This window comes from Micromonospora sp. NPDC000442, from assembly GCF_042898635.1.
Classification (GTDB): domain Bacteria; phylum Actinomycetota; class Actinomycetes; order Mycobacteriales; family Micromonosporaceae; genus Micromonospora.
Genome location: NZ_JBIAYZ010000003.1, coordinates 402,021 through 417,624, shown reverse-complemented (window position 1 = coordinate 417,624; position 15,604 = coordinate 402,021). Strand labels below are relative to the sequence as shown.

The following is a 15,604-nucleotide window of genomic DNA, read 5'->3' as shown; positions in this document are numbered from 1 at the left end:
GTTCCGCGTCACCCTCTCCACGCAGGCCGGCTGGCACCGGAAGCCACCGTCGCCGGACGACTGCCGGAACGGCACCCGCCAGCGTACGCCGGACCGGACCCTGCCGGCGCACCGGAAGCGCGTCCGGCCGTGCCCGGGCGGCCCCGGAGACACCGGGCCGCCGAGAAGCGCTCAGCGGCCTCCGGGCGCCGACGCGGCGTCGGCCGGCCCGGTGGCGGCGTCCGCCGCCGCGGCCTGCTCACCCGCCTCGCGTGGCAACCGCAGCGGCAGCGGCTCACGTACCGGTTTGGCCTCCACCCCCCGGTCGACGACCAGCCCGTCCAAACAACTGGCCAGCGGACCGGCGGCGGCCGGATCGGTGGCCGCAGCGCCCTGGTAGACGGCGCGGACCATCCAGCGCGGTCCGTCGACGCCGACGAAGCGCAGATCGGTCAGGCCGTCCTCGGTGCGTACCCGGGCGTGCAGCTCCGTGCCGTACTCACCGATGACCTCCTGCGCGGCGGCGCCGTCGGCGAACAGCGACTGGCGGATCTCCTCACGAACCTCGTCCCAGATCCCCTCGGACCGCGGGGCGGCGAAGACACCGAGTTGCAGGGCGCTCTGGCCGTACACCAGCACGACCTGCTGGACCACCCCCTGCTGGTCGGCCTGCACCCGCACCTCGACCTCGGGCACCGCCGGGATCTGCAGGCTGCCCAGATCGAGCCGCTGCACCCCGTCCGGCGCCTCGGTGACGTCGTACGGCCCGCGCGCCGGCTCCGCCGGGGCGTCCTCGGCGGTCTCGGGCACGTTGGTGGCCCGCTCGTCAAGGGCGTGCCGTCCCGCGGCCCGCTTTCGGGAGAAGATCACTGCGTCCAACCTCCGCTGTTCGCACTCACGGTGCCATCTATTCCGTTCGCGCCGTCCGTGGCCGGCGGCGGTACCAGCCCGGCGTGCCCGCCGGTGGAGCCGTGTCCACCGGTCCCGCGTCCGGACGCGGGTAGCTCGGCCACCGGCTGGAAGATCGCCCGTTCCACCCGCTGCACAACCAGCTGCGCGATCCGGTCGCCCCGGGAGATCTTCACCGACGCCGCCCGATCATGGTTGATCAGGTTGACCAGGATCTCACCCCGGTAGCCGGCGTCGACCGTACCGGGCGCGTTGAGCACCGTCACGCCGAGTCTGGCGGCGAGCCCCGATCGGGGATGGACCAGGCCCACGTATCCCTCGGGCAGGGCGATCGCCACGCCGGTCGGCACCAGCGCCCGACCGCCGGGGGGCAGCTCCACGTCGGCGGCCGCCACCAGGTCGGCACCGGCGTCACCGGGATGGGCGTACGCCGGCATCGGCAGCTCGGGATCGAGCCGCCGGACCGGCACGGGCACCACGTCGGTCACGATGTCCCTCTTTCGTCCGTTCCGCTGGGGGTGACCCTGTCATCCTGCCCGGTACCCGGGGGTCGCCGCGCCGTACCCTGGCACGAGTGAGTCAGTCACCGTCACCTTCGTCCGTCTCGGCGCCCCCGGCGTACGCCGAGCGCCTGCGGCTGCCCTGGTGGTTGTGGCTCGCCGGGCTCGCGGCCGCCGCCCTGCTCGCCGTGGAGGTGTGGATGGGGGCGGGCGGTGCACGCGCCTGGGTGCCGTTCGCGGTGCTGCTGCCGGCCGTCGTCGCCGGGCTGGCGTGGCTGGGAAGGATCCGGGTCGCGGTGGTCGACGGAGAGCTGCGGGTCGACGACGCCCGGCTGCCCGTCCGGTTCGTCGCCGACGCCATCGCGCTGGACGCCGAGGGTCGGCGTGAGGTGCTCGGTGTCGGCGCCGATCCGTTGGCGTTCGTCGTCCAGCGCCCGTGGATCCCCGGTGCCGTCCAGGTTGTCCTGGACGATCCGGCCGACCCCACGCCGTTCTGGGTGGTCAGTTCCCGACACCCGGTCGAGCTGGCCGAAGCCCTGCTGGCCGCGCGGGACGCGGCACGCTGATCCGATCCGTCGCCGGTCATCGGCGCTGCGGCGTTCACCGCCGGGCCCCCGCTGCCAGCGCCCCGGCCGGCGGTCAGGACGGGCCGGGCAGGGCGGGTGGAGCGGGCGGCACGCCGGGCAGGCTGCGGCGCTGCCGGCGGAGGTCGGCGCGGAGCTGGTCGGCCAACGTCCGGGTGGCCCGCCGGTTCAGGTAGCTCGCCACCGCGGCTCCGGTCAGGAAGGGGCCCAGCGTGGTGAGGTTGCGGCCGAACCGCTTGAGCAGGGTGTCCCGCAGCTCGTTCCGGGCGGCCGTGCCCAGCACGGCGCCCACGCCGACGCCGGGCACCATCGGGTTGACACCGCGCTGGCTGGCCCAGGACTGCACCAACGCGATCGTCCGTTCGGTGCCGCCGGCCGGCAGCGGTACGCCGTAGACCTCGTGCAGCTCGCCGGTCAGCTTCAGTTCCACCGCCACCACCGCGACCGTCTCGGCGGCGAGCAGTACCGGGGCGGACAGCAGGGTCGGGGTCACCGTCCACTGCACCGCCGAGGCTCCGCCGCCGGCAGCGCCGACCCCCGCCGTCGCCCGGGACGCGTTGCGGACCAGCCGGTCGGCCAGTTCCTCGTCGGTCAGCCCGGGAAAGTGCCGACGCAGGGTGGCCAGATCCCGGATCGGCACGTGTGGGGCGATCTCCGCGACCGTGTCCACCATCCAGCGCAGCGCGGCCCTCGGCTTGAACAGCTCGCCGATCCCCCGGGCCCGAGCCTGCCCGACCAGCCGGGTGAGCAGCTGACGTCGTTTCGCCGGCTCGATGTCGTCGGCGGTCAGCGCCGCGACGGTCTTCCCCAGCTCGTCCGGATCCTCGGCACGCCCGGTGTGCTCGCTCATGACCGCACCAAGGCGCCGAGCCGGCCGATTCGCTCGCTCATGGCTACCGAGTCAACCAGGTTGTGTGGCGTGGCGCTCGCCGAGCCGGGCGGCGGCGACTCCACTCGGGAGTCGCCGCCGTGGTCGTGGTCGTCGCCCTGCGGTCAGACGCACTCTCGGCAGATCAGCTCGCCGTTGCGTTCCACCGCCAGCTGGCTACGGTGGTGCACCAGGAAGCAACGGGCGCAGCGGAACTCGTCCTGCTGCATCGGTAGCACCTTGACCGTCAGTTCCTCGTCGGCAAGGTCGGCGCCGGGCAACTCGAAGCTCTCAGCCACTTCTGCCTCGTCGACGTCCACGGCGCCCGACTGCGAGTCGACGCGCCGGGCCTTGAGCTCTTCCAGGCTGTCCTCGCCGAGATCGACCTCGTCGCGGCGCGGGGCGTCGTAGTCGGTGGCCATCGGTTTCACTCTCCCATTTCGATGTTGTCGCTTCCGGTTGTAACGCCGGACGACGCTGTTTCGGTTCCGCTGGCCGGCCACCGCTAGTGTCGGCCACCTGACCCGACGACCGCTCGGACCAGACCGCCAGAGGATCTCCCCGGCGAGCGCGGAACCCTACCCCCCCTTTGGGCGAGGCATGTATACCGCCCTCGTGGCTGAGATGTACGCCCCTGCACGGGAAGTTGTTCCCAATGTGACTCAGGCGACACGAAGATAGGGGTAGTACTACCCCGTTCTCCGGTGGCGCGCCGGCATGTCGGACTGTTTCCACGCGACGGTCGGACACCCGTTAACCTCAGCGGCGTACCCGACGGCCGACGGAACGGCCCGATCGCCGGCCGCTGCCACCCACCGATGCCCGGGAGTGCCCTGATGAGCTTTGCGCGAGTGCGAGCACTCGTTGTCGTCGGCATGCTGGCGGTGGTCGCCCTGGTCTTCGTGGTCGTGGCCCTGGTCAGGGACACCCAGAGTAACGCCGGTGCCGGCGAGGGCTGTCCGGACGACTGGCCACGCGCCGACGTCACCCTGCGCGACCACAAGGATGTCAAGATCAACGTGCTCAACGGCACGGATCGCCCCGGCCTGGCCGCCGACGTCGGGGGCGACTTCCGCAACCGCGACTTCCAGGTGCAGAAGGAAGCCACCCAGAAGAAGAAGATCGACGACGTGGCGGTCCTGCGTTACGGCCCGAAGGGGGTCGGCTCGGCGCACCTGCTGCGGGCGTACTTCCTCGGCGACGCCGAGCTGGAGTACAACCCCAAGCGCGAGGACGACATCGTCGACGTGGTCCTGGGCGCCAACTTCCAGCAGTTGGCCACCATCACCGAGGTCAACCAGTCGCTTGGCGACCTCGGCGCCCCGGTCGCCCCGCCCGGTTCCTGCCCGATGCCGGTCGACAACTGACCGTCGGCCCGCTGTCGGCCGGCAGTGGACCTCCGGGGCACCGATGCTGCGGCTCCGGACAGACGCCGGCGGCGTCCGTCGACGGCAGCCAGCGCGCCGCTGCGGCGCCTGACGGCCAACGACGGTAGCCAGCGTCGCGCCCCTCCCGCTCCGGCTGCTGACCGGGCACCAGGCGGCGTCAGGGGCCGCCGGAGGCGTCCAACGCGGCCAGGTGCTCGTGCAGCGCGTCGAACAGTGTCGGCGGCGCGGCGATGACCATCTCCGGCCCGGGGGCCAGCCCCTTGAGCCCGCCGACGCGCAGGCCGGCCTCGGTGGCCACCAGCGCACCGGCGGCCTGGTCCCAGACGGCCAGGCCCTTCTCATAGAAGGCATCGGCCCGCCCCTCGGCGACCAGGCAGAGATCGACGGCGGCGGCGCCGAGGCGGCGGATGTCGCGTACGTGCGGGATCAGTTCGGCCAGCACCCGGGCCTGGTGGACCCGGCGGGCGGCGTCGTAGCCGAAGCCGGTGACCACCAGCGCCTGACCGAGATCGGTCTCGGTGGAGCAGTGCAACCGTCGACCCTCGCGCCAGGCTCCCCCGCCGACGGTAGCGGTCCACTCCTCGCCGGTGTGGATGTTGCGCACCACACCCGCCACTACCTCGCCGTCCACCTCCGCGGCGATCGACACGCCACAGTGCGTCAGGCCGTACAGGTAGTTGACGGTGCCGTCGATCGGGTCGACGATCCACCGCACCCGGGGCCGGGGGCCGTCGCCACGCATCGCGGCGCCGTACTCCTCGCCCAGCACGGCGTCGTCCGGCCGCAGCCGGCGCAGCTCGGCGGTGATCTGGCGCTCCACGGCCCGGTCGGCCGCGGTCACCACGTCGGTGACGGTGCTCTTGGTCGCCGCGACCGAGACGCCCTCGGTGCGCATCCGGTACGCGGTGGCCGCCGCGCCCCGGGCCACCTCGATCGCGATCTCCAGCAGCTGCGGTGGCGGTGGCGCCGAGCGCTCCATGTCCGTCCCCTTCCCGCACGGCCAGGTATCCGGCTTCCGCGCGGGTATCATCCTTACAAAGTCCAAAAGCGCACCGAATCGGCGGTCCCGACCGCCGATCAGCCGTGCGGCGCAGGATGATCGCCGCAGACGGCGTTACAATTCACCCCTGCCCACGCGCCACGGACCGCCCGACAACCGGCCGGCCCGGGACACGGGGGTTCCTCAACCACATCGCCCGGCGCGGTGCCCCACGCTGCGTCGGACGAACCCGGCCGTGCTCGCTCTTCGCCTCCGGAAGGTCATTCGTGACAGAACCCCGCCAGACCGGCGCCGACGTTCGCTCGCTCACCGACACCTTGATCGCCCACGCGCAGAGCGCTGGCGGCCAGCTCACGTCGGCCCAGCTCGCGCGCACCGTCGAGTCCGCCGAGGTGACTCCGGCCCAGGCCAAGAAGATCCTGCGGGCGCTCTCCGAGGCCGGGGTGACCGTCGTGGTCGACGGCTCGGCCAGCACCCGCCGACGGGTCGCCGCCGCCCGGTCCGCCACCCCCGCGTCCCGAGCCACCACCGCCAAGACCACCAAGAAGGCGGCCGCGCCCGCCCCGAAGCAGGCACCTGCGGCCGAGGAGGCACCGGCGCCGGCACCGCGGAAGGCGACCTCGCGCAAGGCCGCCGGCACCACCGCGGGAGTGGCCGCCAAGGCCGCCGCGCCGGCCAAGAAGTCCACCCGGGCCACCAAGGCCACCGTGGCCGCTGCGGCGGGCGCGGCGAAACCGGCCAAGGGCGCCGAGGGCGAGGCCGCCGAGGGCGAGGTCAATCCCGAGGAACTCGCCGCCGAGATCGAGGACGTCGTGGTCGAGGAGCCGGCGGAGCTGGCCCAGGCCGCCGCGACCGACGCGGCGAACTCCGCCACCGACAACGACTTCGAGTGGGACGACGAGGAGTCCGAGGCGCTCAAGCAGGCGCGTCGGGACGCCGAGCTGACCGCCTCGGCGGACTCGGTCCGGGCGTACCTCAAGCAGATCGGCAAGGTTCCGCTGCTGAACGCCGAGCAGGAGGTGGAGCTGGCCAAGCGGATCGAGGCCGGGCTCTACGCCGCGGAGCGTCTGCGGGCCGCCGACGACGGCGAGGAGAAGCTCGTCCGGGACATGCAGCGCGACCTGCTGTGGATCTCCCGGGACGGCGAGCGGGCCAAGAACCACCTGCTGGAGGCGAACCTCCGCCTGGTCGTTTCGCTGGCCAAGCGGTACACCGGCCGGGGCATGGCCTTCCTCGACCTCATCCAGGAAGGCAACCTCGGCCTCATCCGCGCCGTCGAGAAGTTCGACTACACCAAGGGCTACAAGTTCTCCACCTACGCCACCTGGTGGATCCGACAGGCCATCACCCGCGCCATGGCCGACCAGGCCCGCACCATCCGCATCCCCGTCCACATGGTCGAGGTGATCAACAAGCTGGGTCGGATCCAGCGCGAGCTGCTCCAGGATCTGGGCCGCGAGCCCACGCCGGAGGAGTTGGCCAAGGAGATGGACATCACACCGGAGAAGGTGCTGGAGATCCAGCAGTACGCCCGGGAGCCCATCTCGCTCGACCAGACCATCGGTGACGAGGGCGACAGTCAGCTCGGTGACTTCATCGAGGACTCGGAGGCGGTGGTCGCCGTCGACGCGGTCTCGTTCTCTCTGCTTCAGGACCAACTCCAGCAGGTGCTGCAGACGTTGTCCGAGCGTGAGGCGGGTGTGGTGCGTCTCCGGTTCGGGCTCACCGACGGCCAGCCGCGTACCCTGGACGAGATCGGTCAGGTCTACGGAGTGACCCGCGAGCGGATCCGGCAGATCGAGTCCAAGACGATGTCCAAGCTTCGGCACCCTTCCCGTTCCCAGGTTCTCCGCGACTACCTCGACTGATCAGCATCAGTCAACCGATCGTGCCGTTTTGACCACTTGGCGTACAACGTCGGATGGTGATCAGGTGGTTGCACGAATGTGATCGTTGACGTGGCACCCTGGGTGCACGGCACACTGTCCGTGCCAGGTGTGACCTCGGTCCCCCGCGGGCACACAGGGAAGGCGAGGCCCGGCAAGGATGTTGCACGATAGGTGACCAAGACCGAAGAGAGTGTTCATCGGTGACGACCAGAGGAGGAAGGCGATGACCCCGACCCTCACGCCGCCGCCCGAGACGGTGAGCCCCCCGGCCGCCGATGAACGGTGCGACCGCTGCAATGCTGCTGGCAAGCTCCGGATCACCCTGTCGGGTGGCAGCGAGCTGGTGTTCTGTGGGCACCACGCCAACAAGTACGCCGAGGATCTCGTCAAGATCACCGTACGGTACGCGACGGACCCGGAGTTCACCTGGCGCGGCGCTGACCTGATGGCCAACTGAGGGCTCAGCAAACCCGACATAAGCCGGCCGGAGACATCCACAGGATGTCTCCGGCCGGCTTTTCGCACACCCGCACCACCCCCACCCCACCAACCCCCACCCACCCGCGTTGATCAAGAAGTTTGCGTCGAGAAAACGCGCGGCGGTGACCAAAACTTCTTGATCAACCCCCGGGGTGGGTGGGGTGGGTGGGTGGGGTGGGTTAGAGGGTTTGGACGGTGGCTATGCGTTCTTCGAGTTGCTCGATGGTGGCCTGGGCGCTGGGTGGGCCGCCGCAGATGCGGCGCAGCTCGGCGTGGATCTTGCCGTGGGGCTGGCCGGTGCGGTGGTGCTGGGCCGCGACCAGGGCGTTGAGCTGGCGACGCAGTGCCACCCGACGCTGGGCGGCGCTCATCGGTGCCGGCGGAGCGGACGCGGGCGCCGCGGATTCCGTCCTCCGCTCGGTCGCCCGACGTCGCTGGGCGGCGAGCTGATCGGCCTGCCGCTTGGCGAGCAACGACGCCACCTGATCCGAGGTGAGCAGCCCGGGCAGGCCCAGGTACTCCTCCTCCTCGGGGGTGCCGGCCTGGGCCGCCGTGCCGAACGAGGCGCCGTCGAAGATCACCTGATCGAGCTCGGCGGTGGCGGACAGCGCGGCGAAACGCTTTTCCAGTTCACCGCTGGCCTGCTCATCGCGCTGGGCCCGGTCCAGCAGTTCGTCGTCGAAGCCCTCGCGGTCCTTGGGTTTGCCGAGCACGTGGTCCCGCTCGGCCTCCATCTCGCTGGCCAGCCCGAGCAGGTGCGGCACGCTGGGCAGGAAGACCGACGCGGTCTCCCCCGGGCGCCGGGCCCGGACGAAACGTCCGATCGCCTGCGCGAAGTACAGCGGGGTGCTGGCACTTGTCGCGTACACGCCGACGGCCAGCCGAGGGATGTCGACGCCTTCGGACACCATTCGCACCGCGACCAGCCACCGTTGTTCGGACGCCGCGAACGTCGCGATCCGCGCCGAAGCGCCCACGTCGTCGGAGAGTACGACGGCCGCCCGCTCCCCGGTGACCTGCTCGATGAGCTTGGCGTACGAGCGGGCGGCCTGCTGGTCGCTGGCGATGACGAGGCCCCCCGCATCGGGCATGCCCGCCTCCCGCAGCACGGTCAGCCGGGCATCGGCCGCCCGCAGCACCTGGGGCATCCAGTCACCGGCCGGGTCCAGGGCGGTACGCCACGCCTGGGCGATGAGATCCTGCGTCATCGGCTCGCCCAGCCGGGCCGCCAGTTCCTCACCGGCGTTGGTCCGCCACCGGGTCTCCCCCGAGTACGCCAGGAACAGCACCGGCCGCACCACGCCGTCGCGCAGTGCGTCGCTGTAGCCGTAAACCGAGTCGGCCCGGGAGCGTAGCAGGCCGTCGCCGCCCCGCTCGTAGCCGACGAACGGGATGGGGTTGTCGTCGGACCGGAACGGGGTACCGGTCAGCATCAGTCGGCGCACCGCGGGCTCGAAGGCCGCCTTCACCCCGTCACCCCAGGTACGCGAGTCACCGGCGTGGTGGATCTCGTCGAGGATCACCAGGGTCCGTCGGGTCATGGTGCGCCGCCGGTGCACCTGTGGTGCCATCCCGACCTGTGCGTAGGTGACCACGGCGCCGTGGAAGTCCGCCGAGGAGTGCAGGTCGGCGTTGCGGAACGCGGCGTCGAGTTGGATGCCCACCCGGGCCGCCGCCTCCGCCCACTGCGTCTTCAGGTGCTCGGTCGGCGCGACCACGGTGACCGCCTCGACGCTGCCGTCGGCGAGCAGTTCGGCGGCGATCCGCAGGGCGAAGGTGGTCTTTCCGGCCCCCGGGGTGGCGACCGCGGTGAAGTCCTCAGCCCGACGGCGCAGGTACTCCACCAGAGCCTTGCGCTGCCAGGCGCGCAGGGGCGGGAACGTCTCGAGCGCCGGCGTCCGGACTGCCACGCGTTCGCTCCTCTCCGGCCACAGGATGTCCCGGCCGCAGGCCGGCGGACCCGGGCCGAGGGGCACGGCGGTCGCCCCACGAAAATGCCTCCGCGCAGCCGAGCCGCGAAGGCCGACTCAGCATAACCAGCAGCCGCCGGGCTGCCCATGCGACGCCACACCGGTCACCGGGTGCCGTGCGCCACTGAGTGCTCACTCCGTTGGCGGCCCCGGCAGGCCGGTGCGCGGCGGTCGCAACGTCGCCACCGGCGCCGACCAGCGCCGACGCAGGGCCACCAGGCGTACGCCGAAGACCAGCACGACGGCGGCGGTGAGCGGGATCGGCCCGGTGTGGCCGAGGCCGTACAGGAGCACCACCACGATCGAACCGACGAGCGACGCGACGGCGTAGATCTCCCGCCGCAGTACCACCGGGATCTCGCCGGTCAGCAGGTCGCGGACGAGTCCGCCACCGATCGCGGTGATCATGCCGATCAGGCAGGCGCCGACCGCCGGGACCTGGGCGTCGAGGGCCTTGAGGGTGCCGGCGACGGTGAACAGGCCGAGCCCGGCCGCGTCCAGCACCAGGACGGTGGTGCGCAGCCGGGCGAACTGCGGATGCAGCCAGAAGATCGACCCGGCGGTGACGGCGGCGGTGCCCGCGTAGCGCCAGTCGGCGAAGGCCAGCGGTGGGACCTCGTCGATGACCAGGTCCCGCACGATTCCGCCGCCGAGGGAGGCGACGAAGCCGACGAAGACCACGCCGAAGAGGTCGAGCCGTTTGGCCACCGCCGCGGAGGCGCCCGAGGCGGCGAAGACCGCGACTCCGGCCAGGTCAGCCAGGAGCAGGGCGGTGGAGGTGGTCACCGCCGCAGGTTACGCGGCCCGCCGCGCGGGCCGAGGGCGTCACTCGCGGTACGAGTCGTAGATCTCCTTGCACTTCGGGCAGACCGGCGAACCCGGTTTGGGCGTCTTCGTCACCGGAAATTTTTCCCCGCACAGCGCCACGACAAAGGTGCCCATGACGGCACTTTCGGCGATCTTTTCCTTCCGGACGTAGTGGAACATTTCCGGACCGGTGTCGGCGTCCTTGAGCTCGGGACGTTCGAGGACCTGTGTATTCACGTCTGCACCTCCAACCGACAAGTCTGGCAGGTCACCCTCACCCGGTCCACCTGAGGTGACCGGTGTGGCGGGCGTACGGTGAGCGATTGTGACCGACTTTCATCTTCGCTACGGCACCGAGGTGGCCCGGGCACTGCGCGAGCAGGGGCCCGTGGTCGCTCTGGAGAGCACCATCGTCTCGCACGGCCTGCCCCGGCCGGACAATCTCCGGGTGGCCCGGCAGATCGAACAGGCCGTCCGGGACGCCGGAGCGGTGCCGGCCACCATCGGCATGATCGCCGGCGAACTCGTGGTCGGACTCGACGACGCCGAGCTGACCCGGCTGGCCACCGCCGACGGGGTGACCAAACTCTCCGTACGCGATCTCGCGGTGGCCGCCGCAACCGGCGCGGACGGTGCGACCACCGTGGCCGCGACCAGTGCCGTGGCGGCCGCGGCGGGCATCGGGGTGTTCGCCACCGGCGGGCTGGGCGGGGTGCACCGTGAGGCAGCGCAGACCTTCGACGAGTCCGCCGACCTGGTCACCCTGGCGCGTACGCCGATCGCGGTGGTCTGTGCCGGGGTGAAGTCGATCCTCGACGTGGGCGCCACCCTGGAGCGACTGGAGACCCTGGGGGTGGCCGTGGTGGGCTACCGGACCCGCCGGTTTCCGGGTTTCTTCATCACCGACAGCGGCTTCGACCTGGACTGGTCGGTCGACTCCCCCGAGCTGATCGCCGACGTGCTGGCCGCCCGCGAGCAGCACCGTGCACACCACAGCGGGCTGATCGTCGCCAACCCGCTGCCCACCGACGAGCAGCTCGACCCGGACCTGCACGACCGTACGCTCACCGAGGGTCTCGCCCTGCTGGAGCGCGACGGGGTGACCGGCAAGGCCGTCACGCCGTACCTGCTGGCCCACTTCCACTCCGCGACGCAGGGTGCCAGCCTGGCGGTCAACGTCCGGATCATCCTGCGCAACGCCGACCTGGCCGCCCGGATCGCGGTCGCCGCCGCCCAGCGCCGGGCCGACGCGTCGGCGTGACCGGGCGCAGCGGCGGGTCGGGCGGGGTGGGTCGCGGCGACACCGGCCGCGTCCTGGTCGTCGGCGACGTGGTCACGGACGTGGTGGCGGTGCTCTCCGGCCCGTTGGCACCCGGCTCCGACACCCCGGCGGTGATCAGGTCCACCGGGGGCGGGCAGGCGGCCAACACCGCGTCCTGGCTGGCCGCCCAGGGGGTACCGGTGACCCTGGTGGGCGCGGTCGGCGACGATGGCGCCGGCCGCGACCGGGTGGCGGAGTTGACCGACGCCGGGGTCGACTGCGCGGTGCAGCGGATCGCCGGGGCCGCCACCGGCACGGTGATCGTGCTGACGGCCGGCGACGAACGCACGATGATCACCGAGCGCGGAGCGAACGTACGGCTGCGTCCCGACCACGTGGACGCGGCGCTGGCCGGTGCGCCGGACGCCAGCCATCTGCACCTGTCCGGGTACGCCCTGCTGGACGCGGACTCCCGACCGGCCGGGCTGCGGGCGCTGACCGGCGCTCGCGAGCGCGGCCTCACCACAAGTGTCGACGCGGCCTCCGCGGCACCGCTGCGGGCAGCCGGGACGGCGGCCTTTCTGGACTGGATACGCGAGGTCGACCTGCTGCTGGTGAACGTCGACGAGGCCACCGTGCTGGCTGGTGGGGTGGAACCGGCGGCACAGGGACGGGCCCTGGTCGCCGTGGCCCGCCGGGTGGTGGTCAAGCGCGGCGGTGCCGGCGCGGTCTGGGTCGACCGGGACCACACCGTCGTCACCTCTTCCGCGCGTCGGGTGGCGGTGCGGGACGTGACCGGGGCGGGTGACGCCTTCGCGGCGGGCCTGCTGGGCGCCTGGCTGGCCGGGGCGACGCCCGATGCCGCTCTGGCCCGGGCCGCCGATCTCGGTGCCGCAGCGGTGGCGCAGGTCGGTGCCCGACCGGCCCGTTGAGCCGTCCCCGGGCGGGTCAGGGCTCGGCGTCGATGATCTTGTGTGGCCGCTCCTCGGCGGCGAGGCTCATCGGGGGCGGCGCCGCCTCGGTGGCCGACCGCGAGGAGAAGCGGTTGGCGAGGCGGTGGCGCTCCTTGGGCGGCCGGTCGTTGGCCAGCAGTACCGCGAGCCACGGGATGAGCACCATGCCCAGCGCGACCAGGGGCAGCCAGAGCCAGAGCAGTGGTGCCCGGACGCCGACCAGGATCGCGCCGACGATCACGCAGGCGACGCGGACACCCATCATCACGACGTAACGCCGCTGCCGGCTGGTCAGTTGATCATCCTGGCTGCGGGAGGCGTCGGTGATGAGGATCGGCTGGTACGCCTGACGCTTCACCCGTGGTACCTCCTCCGGAGGGGTCGCACTCCATCCTGTCACCCGGACCGGGCGAGCGACGAGGTTCGTCGCCTCCGAAATTCGTGTTACGCGCGTGGTACGCTCGGCCGCGTGGGCAGCAGGTTCAGCTTCACCGACGAGGCGCTGGCCAATCTGCGGGTCTACGACGTCACGCCGGGGGAAGTCTGGGAGGCGCTGCACAGCGGCCGGCGGGTGATCCGCCACCTCGGCGACGACGTGATGGTGGTCTACGCCCCGACCGCCCGCGGACGCCGGGTGGCCGTGCTGCTCGCCGAGACCGACGGCGCCGACAACGACTGGGACGTCCTCTCCGCCCGCGAGTTGAGCGACGTCGAGGCCAAACGCTACGACGAGGCCGTACGGAATTCTCCGGAGACGAGGAGGCGGTGACGATGGACCGTCACGACGCGATCAAGCAGTTCCACGGCGGCGGCGACCGGATCGCCGATCTGATCGACGAGAGCCAGGCGGTGGGGCTGCCCACCCCCGACACCGAGACTCCGATGGTCAGCCGGTCGGTCCGGCTGCCGCTGGAGACGTACGAACGGGTCCGGGCCGCCGCGGACGCCCGGGGCATCGGCGTGACGACGCTGATGCGGCAGTGGATCGAGGCGGGCCTGGCCGACCTGGACGACTCGGCGACCGTCTCGCTGGCCGACGTCCGGCGGGCCATCGCGTCCCTCGCCCATCCGAGCGCCGCCTGACGGGATCGCCGTCCGGCGGTCCACGAGCGGGCCCCTCGCGGCGGCCGTGACGCGCGTCAGGTCGGGAAGCCGCTCTGACCGGGGTCCGCGCGGTCCAACGGCGATGCCGGCGGTTCAGTGGGCTGGTGACGGGCGTGCAACCCGTCCACGAGGGCCATCATGGCCAACCCACCGGCGACCACCGACAGCGCAAGCATCGGCGTTCCGAGCAGGAGCAGCGGAGCGGACCCGACCAACGCCAGCACCGTCAGCACCCGTCGGCGGGAGACCCGGGCGAAGATCTCGTACTCGAACCGGGCCCGCCCCAGCAGAAACAGGACCGGCCCGCCGACGACGAAGATCAGCCAGGCCGGCTCGACCCGGTCGAACGGCTTCACGATGACCAACTCGTAACCCACTCCGGTGAGCAGCACGCCGAGCACCATGACCAGGTGCGTGGTGGAGGCGGACGCGCCGAGCCGACCGGGCGACCGGGCCATCCGCAGCGCCTCGACCAGCAGGTGACCGGCTCGGTGGAAGTAGATCCGCCAGAGCAACGCGGTGGTGAGGAAGGCAACCGTGAAGGCCGTCGCCGCCAGCCAACCGAATCCCTCGCCGCTGTAGGTGATCCCGATGACCAGGATCGTCTCGCCCAGCGCGATGAGAAAGATCTGCTGGTAGCGCTCCGCCATGTGCTCGCCGGCGATCCGCCAGGCCGAGACCGGCGCCCGCCCCAGCCCGGGCACCGGCCAACCCAGCAGGTAACCGGCCAGGTCGATGGTGATGGCCAGCACCCACAGCCCGAACCGCAGGCCGGCGGGCCCGAGCGCACCGGCCAACCAGAACACCCCCGACACCGCCGCCCAGGCGGCCAGCCGCCACGGCACGGTACGGCGCGGATGTCGACCCAGCACGGCGGCGATCAGCAGCGGGCGGCCGATCACCGTCACCAGGTAGGCCACGACGAACGCCAGCGCCCGCTCCTCGAAGGCCCGGGGCAGGGTGACGGCCATCACCAGGCCGCCGAACATGGTCGCGACCACGACGAACTGGATCGTCAGGGTGTCCGGGTCGTACCGGCTGGTGACCCAGGTGATCAACGTCCAGACGTGCCACAGGGCGAGGAACAGGATCAGGGTCTCCAGGAAGCCCAGCACGGTCAGCCCGTGCTCGATTTCGTCGATGTATCGGACCGAGACCCGGGTCAGCGCGAAGACGAAGGCCAGGTCGAGAAAGAGCTCCAGGAAGGTGGCCCGCGACGATCCGGTTCCCCCACGCAGCAGCGCACCGCCCCGCTGCGCCATCGGTCGCCCCCCTGCCATCGTCGGAGGCGGTCCGGTCAGTCTCCGCGCGTGCTCGCCTTCGCCGCCGCCTTCATCTGCTGTTTGTACTCCCGAACCAGGCGCAGTGACTCGGCATCGGTCACATCGGCGACGGACCGGTGGGCCTCGGGATCGCCGTAGTGGCCGGCCGCCTCCTGCCAACCCGGCGGCTGGACCCCGAACCGCTTACCGAGCAGCGCGAGGAAGATCTGGGCCTTCTGCCGACCGAATCCGGGCAGGGCGGTGAGCCGCCCGAGCAGCTCGCGGCCGTCGTCCGGGTCCGCCCAGAGCCGGGCGGCTTCGCCGTCGTAGCGCTCGACCAGCACCCGGCACACCTCCTGTACACGGGCCGCCATCGCCTTGGGAAAGCGGTGCAGCGCGGGCGGCTCGGCGAAGATGGCCACCAGGGCCTCCGGATCGAAGTCGGCCAACTCCCGGGCGTCCAGGTCGTGTCCGAGCCGCTGGGCCAGCACGTACGGCGAGGAGAACGCCTTCTCCATCGAGACCTGCTGGTCGAGCACCATGCCGACGAGCAGGGCCAACGGATCGCGGGCCAGCAGCCGGTTCGCCTCCGGGTCAATGGGCAGTGCGAGCGTCATGCCCTCATCCTGCCTGTCCGTCGAGGGTTGACA

At 71.8% G+C, this 15,604-nt stretch carries 19 protein-coding genes; 8 read left to right on the top strand and 11 right to left on the bottom strand.

Annotated elements, in window-relative coordinates:
• Nucleotides 1–171: 171 nt before the first annotated feature.
• Together ACFY2A_RS06880 and dut are read right to left on the bottom strand one after the other, a co-directional pair.
• Nucleotides 172–849 carry a DUF3710 domain-containing protein gene (locus ACFY2A_RS06880; protein ID WP_387169403.1) on the bottom strand — a complete coding sequence of 226 codons (678 nt, stop codon included), beginning with the start codon at nucleotides 847–849 and terminating at the stop codon, nucleotides 172–174.
• Nucleotides 846–1,376 carry a dUTP diphosphatase gene (gene dut, locus ACFY2A_RS06875; RefSeq protein WP_363917332.1) on the bottom strand — a complete coding sequence of 177 codons (531 nt, stop codon included), beginning with the start codon at nucleotides 1,374–1,376 and terminating at the stop codon, nucleotides 846–848. The genes ACFY2A_RS06880 and dut overlap by 4 nt, the downstream gene beginning before the upstream one ends.
• A 77-nt stretch (nucleotides 1,377–1,453) precedes the next feature.
• Between dut and ACFY2A_RS06870 the strand changes: the two genes are divergently transcribed.
• The gene (locus ACFY2A_RS06870; RefSeq protein WP_387169507.1) at nucleotides 1,454–1,954 is read left to right on the top strand and encodes a DUF3093 domain-containing protein; all 501 of its coding nucleotides are present in this window, start codon (nucleotides 1,454–1,456) and stop codon (nucleotides 1,952–1,954) included.
• A 73-nt stretch (nucleotides 1,955–2,027) separates the two neighbouring features.
• Here the strand turns inward: ACFY2A_RS06870 and ACFY2A_RS06865 are convergent, their stop codons facing one another.
• Together ACFY2A_RS06865 and ACFY2A_RS06860 are read right to left on the bottom strand one after the other, a co-directional pair.
• Entirely contained in the window at nucleotides 2,028–2,822 is a 795-nt protein-coding gene (locus ACFY2A_RS06865) for a hypothetical protein (protein ID WP_387169400.1), read from the bottom strand.
• A gap of 143 nt (nucleotides 2,823–2,965) precedes the next feature.
• The gene (locus ACFY2A_RS06860) at nucleotides 2,966–3,262 is read right to left on the bottom strand and encodes a DUF4193 domain-containing protein (RefSeq protein ID WP_007075406.1); all 297 of its coding nucleotides are present in this window, start codon (nucleotides 3,260–3,262) and stop codon (nucleotides 2,966–2,968) included.
• A 429-nt stretch (nucleotides 3,263–3,691) separates the two neighbouring features.
• Here ACFY2A_RS06860 and ACFY2A_RS06855 point away from each other — a divergent pair, with 429 nt between their 5' ends.
• Complete coding sequence (locus ACFY2A_RS06855) at nucleotides 3,692–4,207, top strand: LytR C-terminal domain-containing protein (RefSeq protein WP_363917699.1); 516 nt, start codon at nucleotides 3,692–3,694, stop codon at nucleotides 4,205–4,207.
• Nucleotides 4,208–4,385: 178 nt separating this feature from the next.
• On the opposite strand, the gene ACFY2A_RS06850 is transcribed toward ACFY2A_RS06855, so the two are convergent.
• The gene (locus ACFY2A_RS06850; protein ID WP_387169398.1) at nucleotides 4,386–5,207 is read right to left on the bottom strand and encodes an inositol monophosphatase family protein; all 822 of its coding nucleotides are present in this window, start codon (nucleotides 5,205–5,207) and stop codon (nucleotides 4,386–4,388) included.
• A 287-nt stretch (nucleotides 5,208–5,494) separates the two neighbouring features.
• Between ACFY2A_RS06850 and ACFY2A_RS06845 the strand changes: the two genes are divergently transcribed.
• Nucleotides 5,495–7,096 (top strand): RNA polymerase sigma factor, encoded by a 1,602-nt coding sequence (locus ACFY2A_RS06845; protein ID WP_387169395.1) that lies wholly within the window; start codon nucleotides 5,495–5,497, stop codon nucleotides 7,094–7,096.
• A 244-nt stretch (nucleotides 7,097–7,340) separates the two neighbouring features.
• Nucleotides 7,341–7,574 carry a hypothetical protein gene (locus ACFY2A_RS06840; protein WP_099846999.1) on the top strand — a complete coding sequence of 78 codons (234 nt, stop codon included), beginning with the start codon at nucleotides 7,341–7,343 and terminating at the stop codon, nucleotides 7,572–7,574.
• Nucleotides 7,575–7,776: 202 nt separating this feature from the next.
• On the opposite strand, the gene ACFY2A_RS06835 is transcribed toward ACFY2A_RS06840, so the two are convergent.
• The 3 genes from ACFY2A_RS06835 to ACFY2A_RS06825 all read right to left on the bottom strand — a co-directional run bounded on the left by ACFY2A_RS06835 (nucleotide 7,777) and on the right by ACFY2A_RS06825 (nucleotide 10,611).
• Nucleotides 7,777–9,507: a DEAD/DEAH box helicase gene (locus tag ACFY2A_RS06835; protein WP_387169392.1), complete on the bottom strand. Its 1,731-nt coding sequence runs from the start codon at nucleotides 9,505–9,507 to the stop codon at nucleotides 7,777–7,779.
• A 192-nt stretch (nucleotides 9,508–9,699) separates the two neighbouring features.
• Entirely contained in the window at nucleotides 9,700–10,353 is a 654-nt protein-coding gene (locus tag ACFY2A_RS06830) for a trimeric intracellular cation channel family protein (RefSeq protein ID WP_387169389.1), read from the bottom strand.
• Nucleotides 10,354–10,392: 39 nt separating this feature from the next.
• Nucleotides 10,393–10,611 (bottom strand): DUF3039 domain-containing protein, encoded by a 219-nt coding sequence (locus tag ACFY2A_RS06825; protein WP_099847002.1) that lies wholly within the window; start codon nucleotides 10,609–10,611, stop codon nucleotides 10,393–10,395.
• Nucleotides 10,612–10,699: 88 nt separating this feature from the next.
• On the opposite strand from ACFY2A_RS06825, the gene ACFY2A_RS06820 reads away from it, so the two are divergent.
• Both ACFY2A_RS06820 and ACFY2A_RS06815 read left to right on the top strand, forming a co-directional pair.
• The gene (locus ACFY2A_RS06820) at nucleotides 10,700–11,635 is read left to right on the top strand and encodes a pseudouridine-5'-phosphate glycosidase (protein ID WP_387169386.1); all 936 of its coding nucleotides are present in this window, start codon (nucleotides 10,700–10,702) and stop codon (nucleotides 11,633–11,635) included.
• Complete coding sequence (locus ACFY2A_RS06815; protein ID WP_387169383.1) at nucleotides 11,632–12,567, top strand: carbohydrate kinase family protein; 936 nt, start codon at nucleotides 11,632–11,634, stop codon at nucleotides 12,565–12,567. Before ACFY2A_RS06820 ends, ACFY2A_RS06815 begins: the two co-directional genes overlap by 4 nt.
• Before the next feature lie 16 nt (nucleotides 12,568–12,583).
• Here the strand turns inward: ACFY2A_RS06815 and ACFY2A_RS06810 are convergent, their stop codons facing one another.
• On the bottom strand, nucleotides 12,584–12,946 hold the full coding sequence (locus tag ACFY2A_RS06810; protein ID WP_363917314.1) for a DUF3099 domain-containing protein: 363 nt from the start codon (nucleotides 12,944–12,946) through the stop codon (nucleotides 12,584–12,586).
• A gap of 111 nt (nucleotides 12,947–13,057) precedes the next feature.
• Here ACFY2A_RS06810 and ACFY2A_RS06805 point away from each other — a divergent pair, with 111 nt between their 5' ends.
• Together ACFY2A_RS06805 and ACFY2A_RS06800 are read left to right on the top strand one after the other, a co-directional pair.
• A complete protein-coding gene (locus ACFY2A_RS06805; RefSeq protein WP_232511440.1) occupies nucleotides 13,058–13,357 on the top strand; it encodes a hypothetical protein in 300 nt (99 codons plus the stop codon).
• Between the two features lie 2 nt (nucleotides 13,358–13,359).
• Nucleotides 13,360–13,671 (top strand): hypothetical protein, encoded by a 312-nt coding sequence (locus ACFY2A_RS06800; protein ID WP_363917697.1) that lies wholly within the window; start codon nucleotides 13,360–13,362, stop codon nucleotides 13,669–13,671.
• Between the two features lie 56 nt (nucleotides 13,672–13,727).
• On the opposite strand, the gene ACFY2A_RS06795 is transcribed toward ACFY2A_RS06800, so the two are convergent.
• Together ACFY2A_RS06795 and ACFY2A_RS06790 are read right to left on the bottom strand one after the other, a co-directional pair.
• Complete coding sequence (locus ACFY2A_RS06795; protein ID WP_387169380.1) at nucleotides 13,728–14,954, bottom strand: low temperature requirement protein A; 1,227 nt, start codon at nucleotides 14,952–14,954, stop codon at nucleotides 13,728–13,730.
• 35 nt (nucleotides 14,955–14,989) lie between these two features.
• The gene (locus tag ACFY2A_RS06790; RefSeq protein ID WP_387169378.1) at nucleotides 14,990–15,571 is read right to left on the bottom strand and encodes an HhH-GPD-type base excision DNA repair protein; all 582 of its coding nucleotides are present in this window, start codon (nucleotides 15,569–15,571) and stop codon (nucleotides 14,990–14,992) included.
• Between the last annotated feature and the right edge of the window lie 33 nt (nucleotides 15,572–15,604).

Excerpts from the sequence above, each read along its gene's own strand:
- ACFY2A_RS06865 (WP_387169400.1), bottom strand. The coding sequence starts at position 2,822 with ATGAGCGAGCACACCGGGCGTGCCGAGGATCCGGACGAGCTGGGGAAG.
- ACFY2A_RS06860 (WP_007075406.1), bottom strand. The coding sequence starts at position 3,262 with ATGGCCACCGACTACGACGCCCCGCGCCGCGACGAGGTCGATCTCGGC.
- ACFY2A_RS06850 (WP_387169398.1), bottom strand. The coding sequence starts at position 5,207 with ATGGAGCGCTCGGCGCCACCGCCACCGCAGCTGCTGGAGATCGCGATC.
- ACFY2A_RS06840 (WP_099846999.1), top strand. The coding sequence starts at position 7,341 with ATGACCCCGACCCTCACGCCGCCGCCCGAGACGGTGAGCCCCCCGGCC.
- ACFY2A_RS06800 (WP_363917697.1), top strand. The coding sequence starts at position 13,360 with ATGGACCGTCACGACGCGATCAAGCAGTTCCACGGCGGCGGCGACCGG.
- ACFY2A_RS06795 (WP_387169380.1), bottom strand. The coding sequence starts at position 14,954 with ATGGCGCAGCGGGGCGGTGCGCTGCTGCGTGGGGGAACCGGATCGTCG.
- ACFY2A_RS06790 (WP_387169378.1), bottom strand. The coding sequence starts at position 15,571 with ATGACGCTCGCACTGCCCATTGACCCGGAGGCGAACCGGCTGCTGGCC.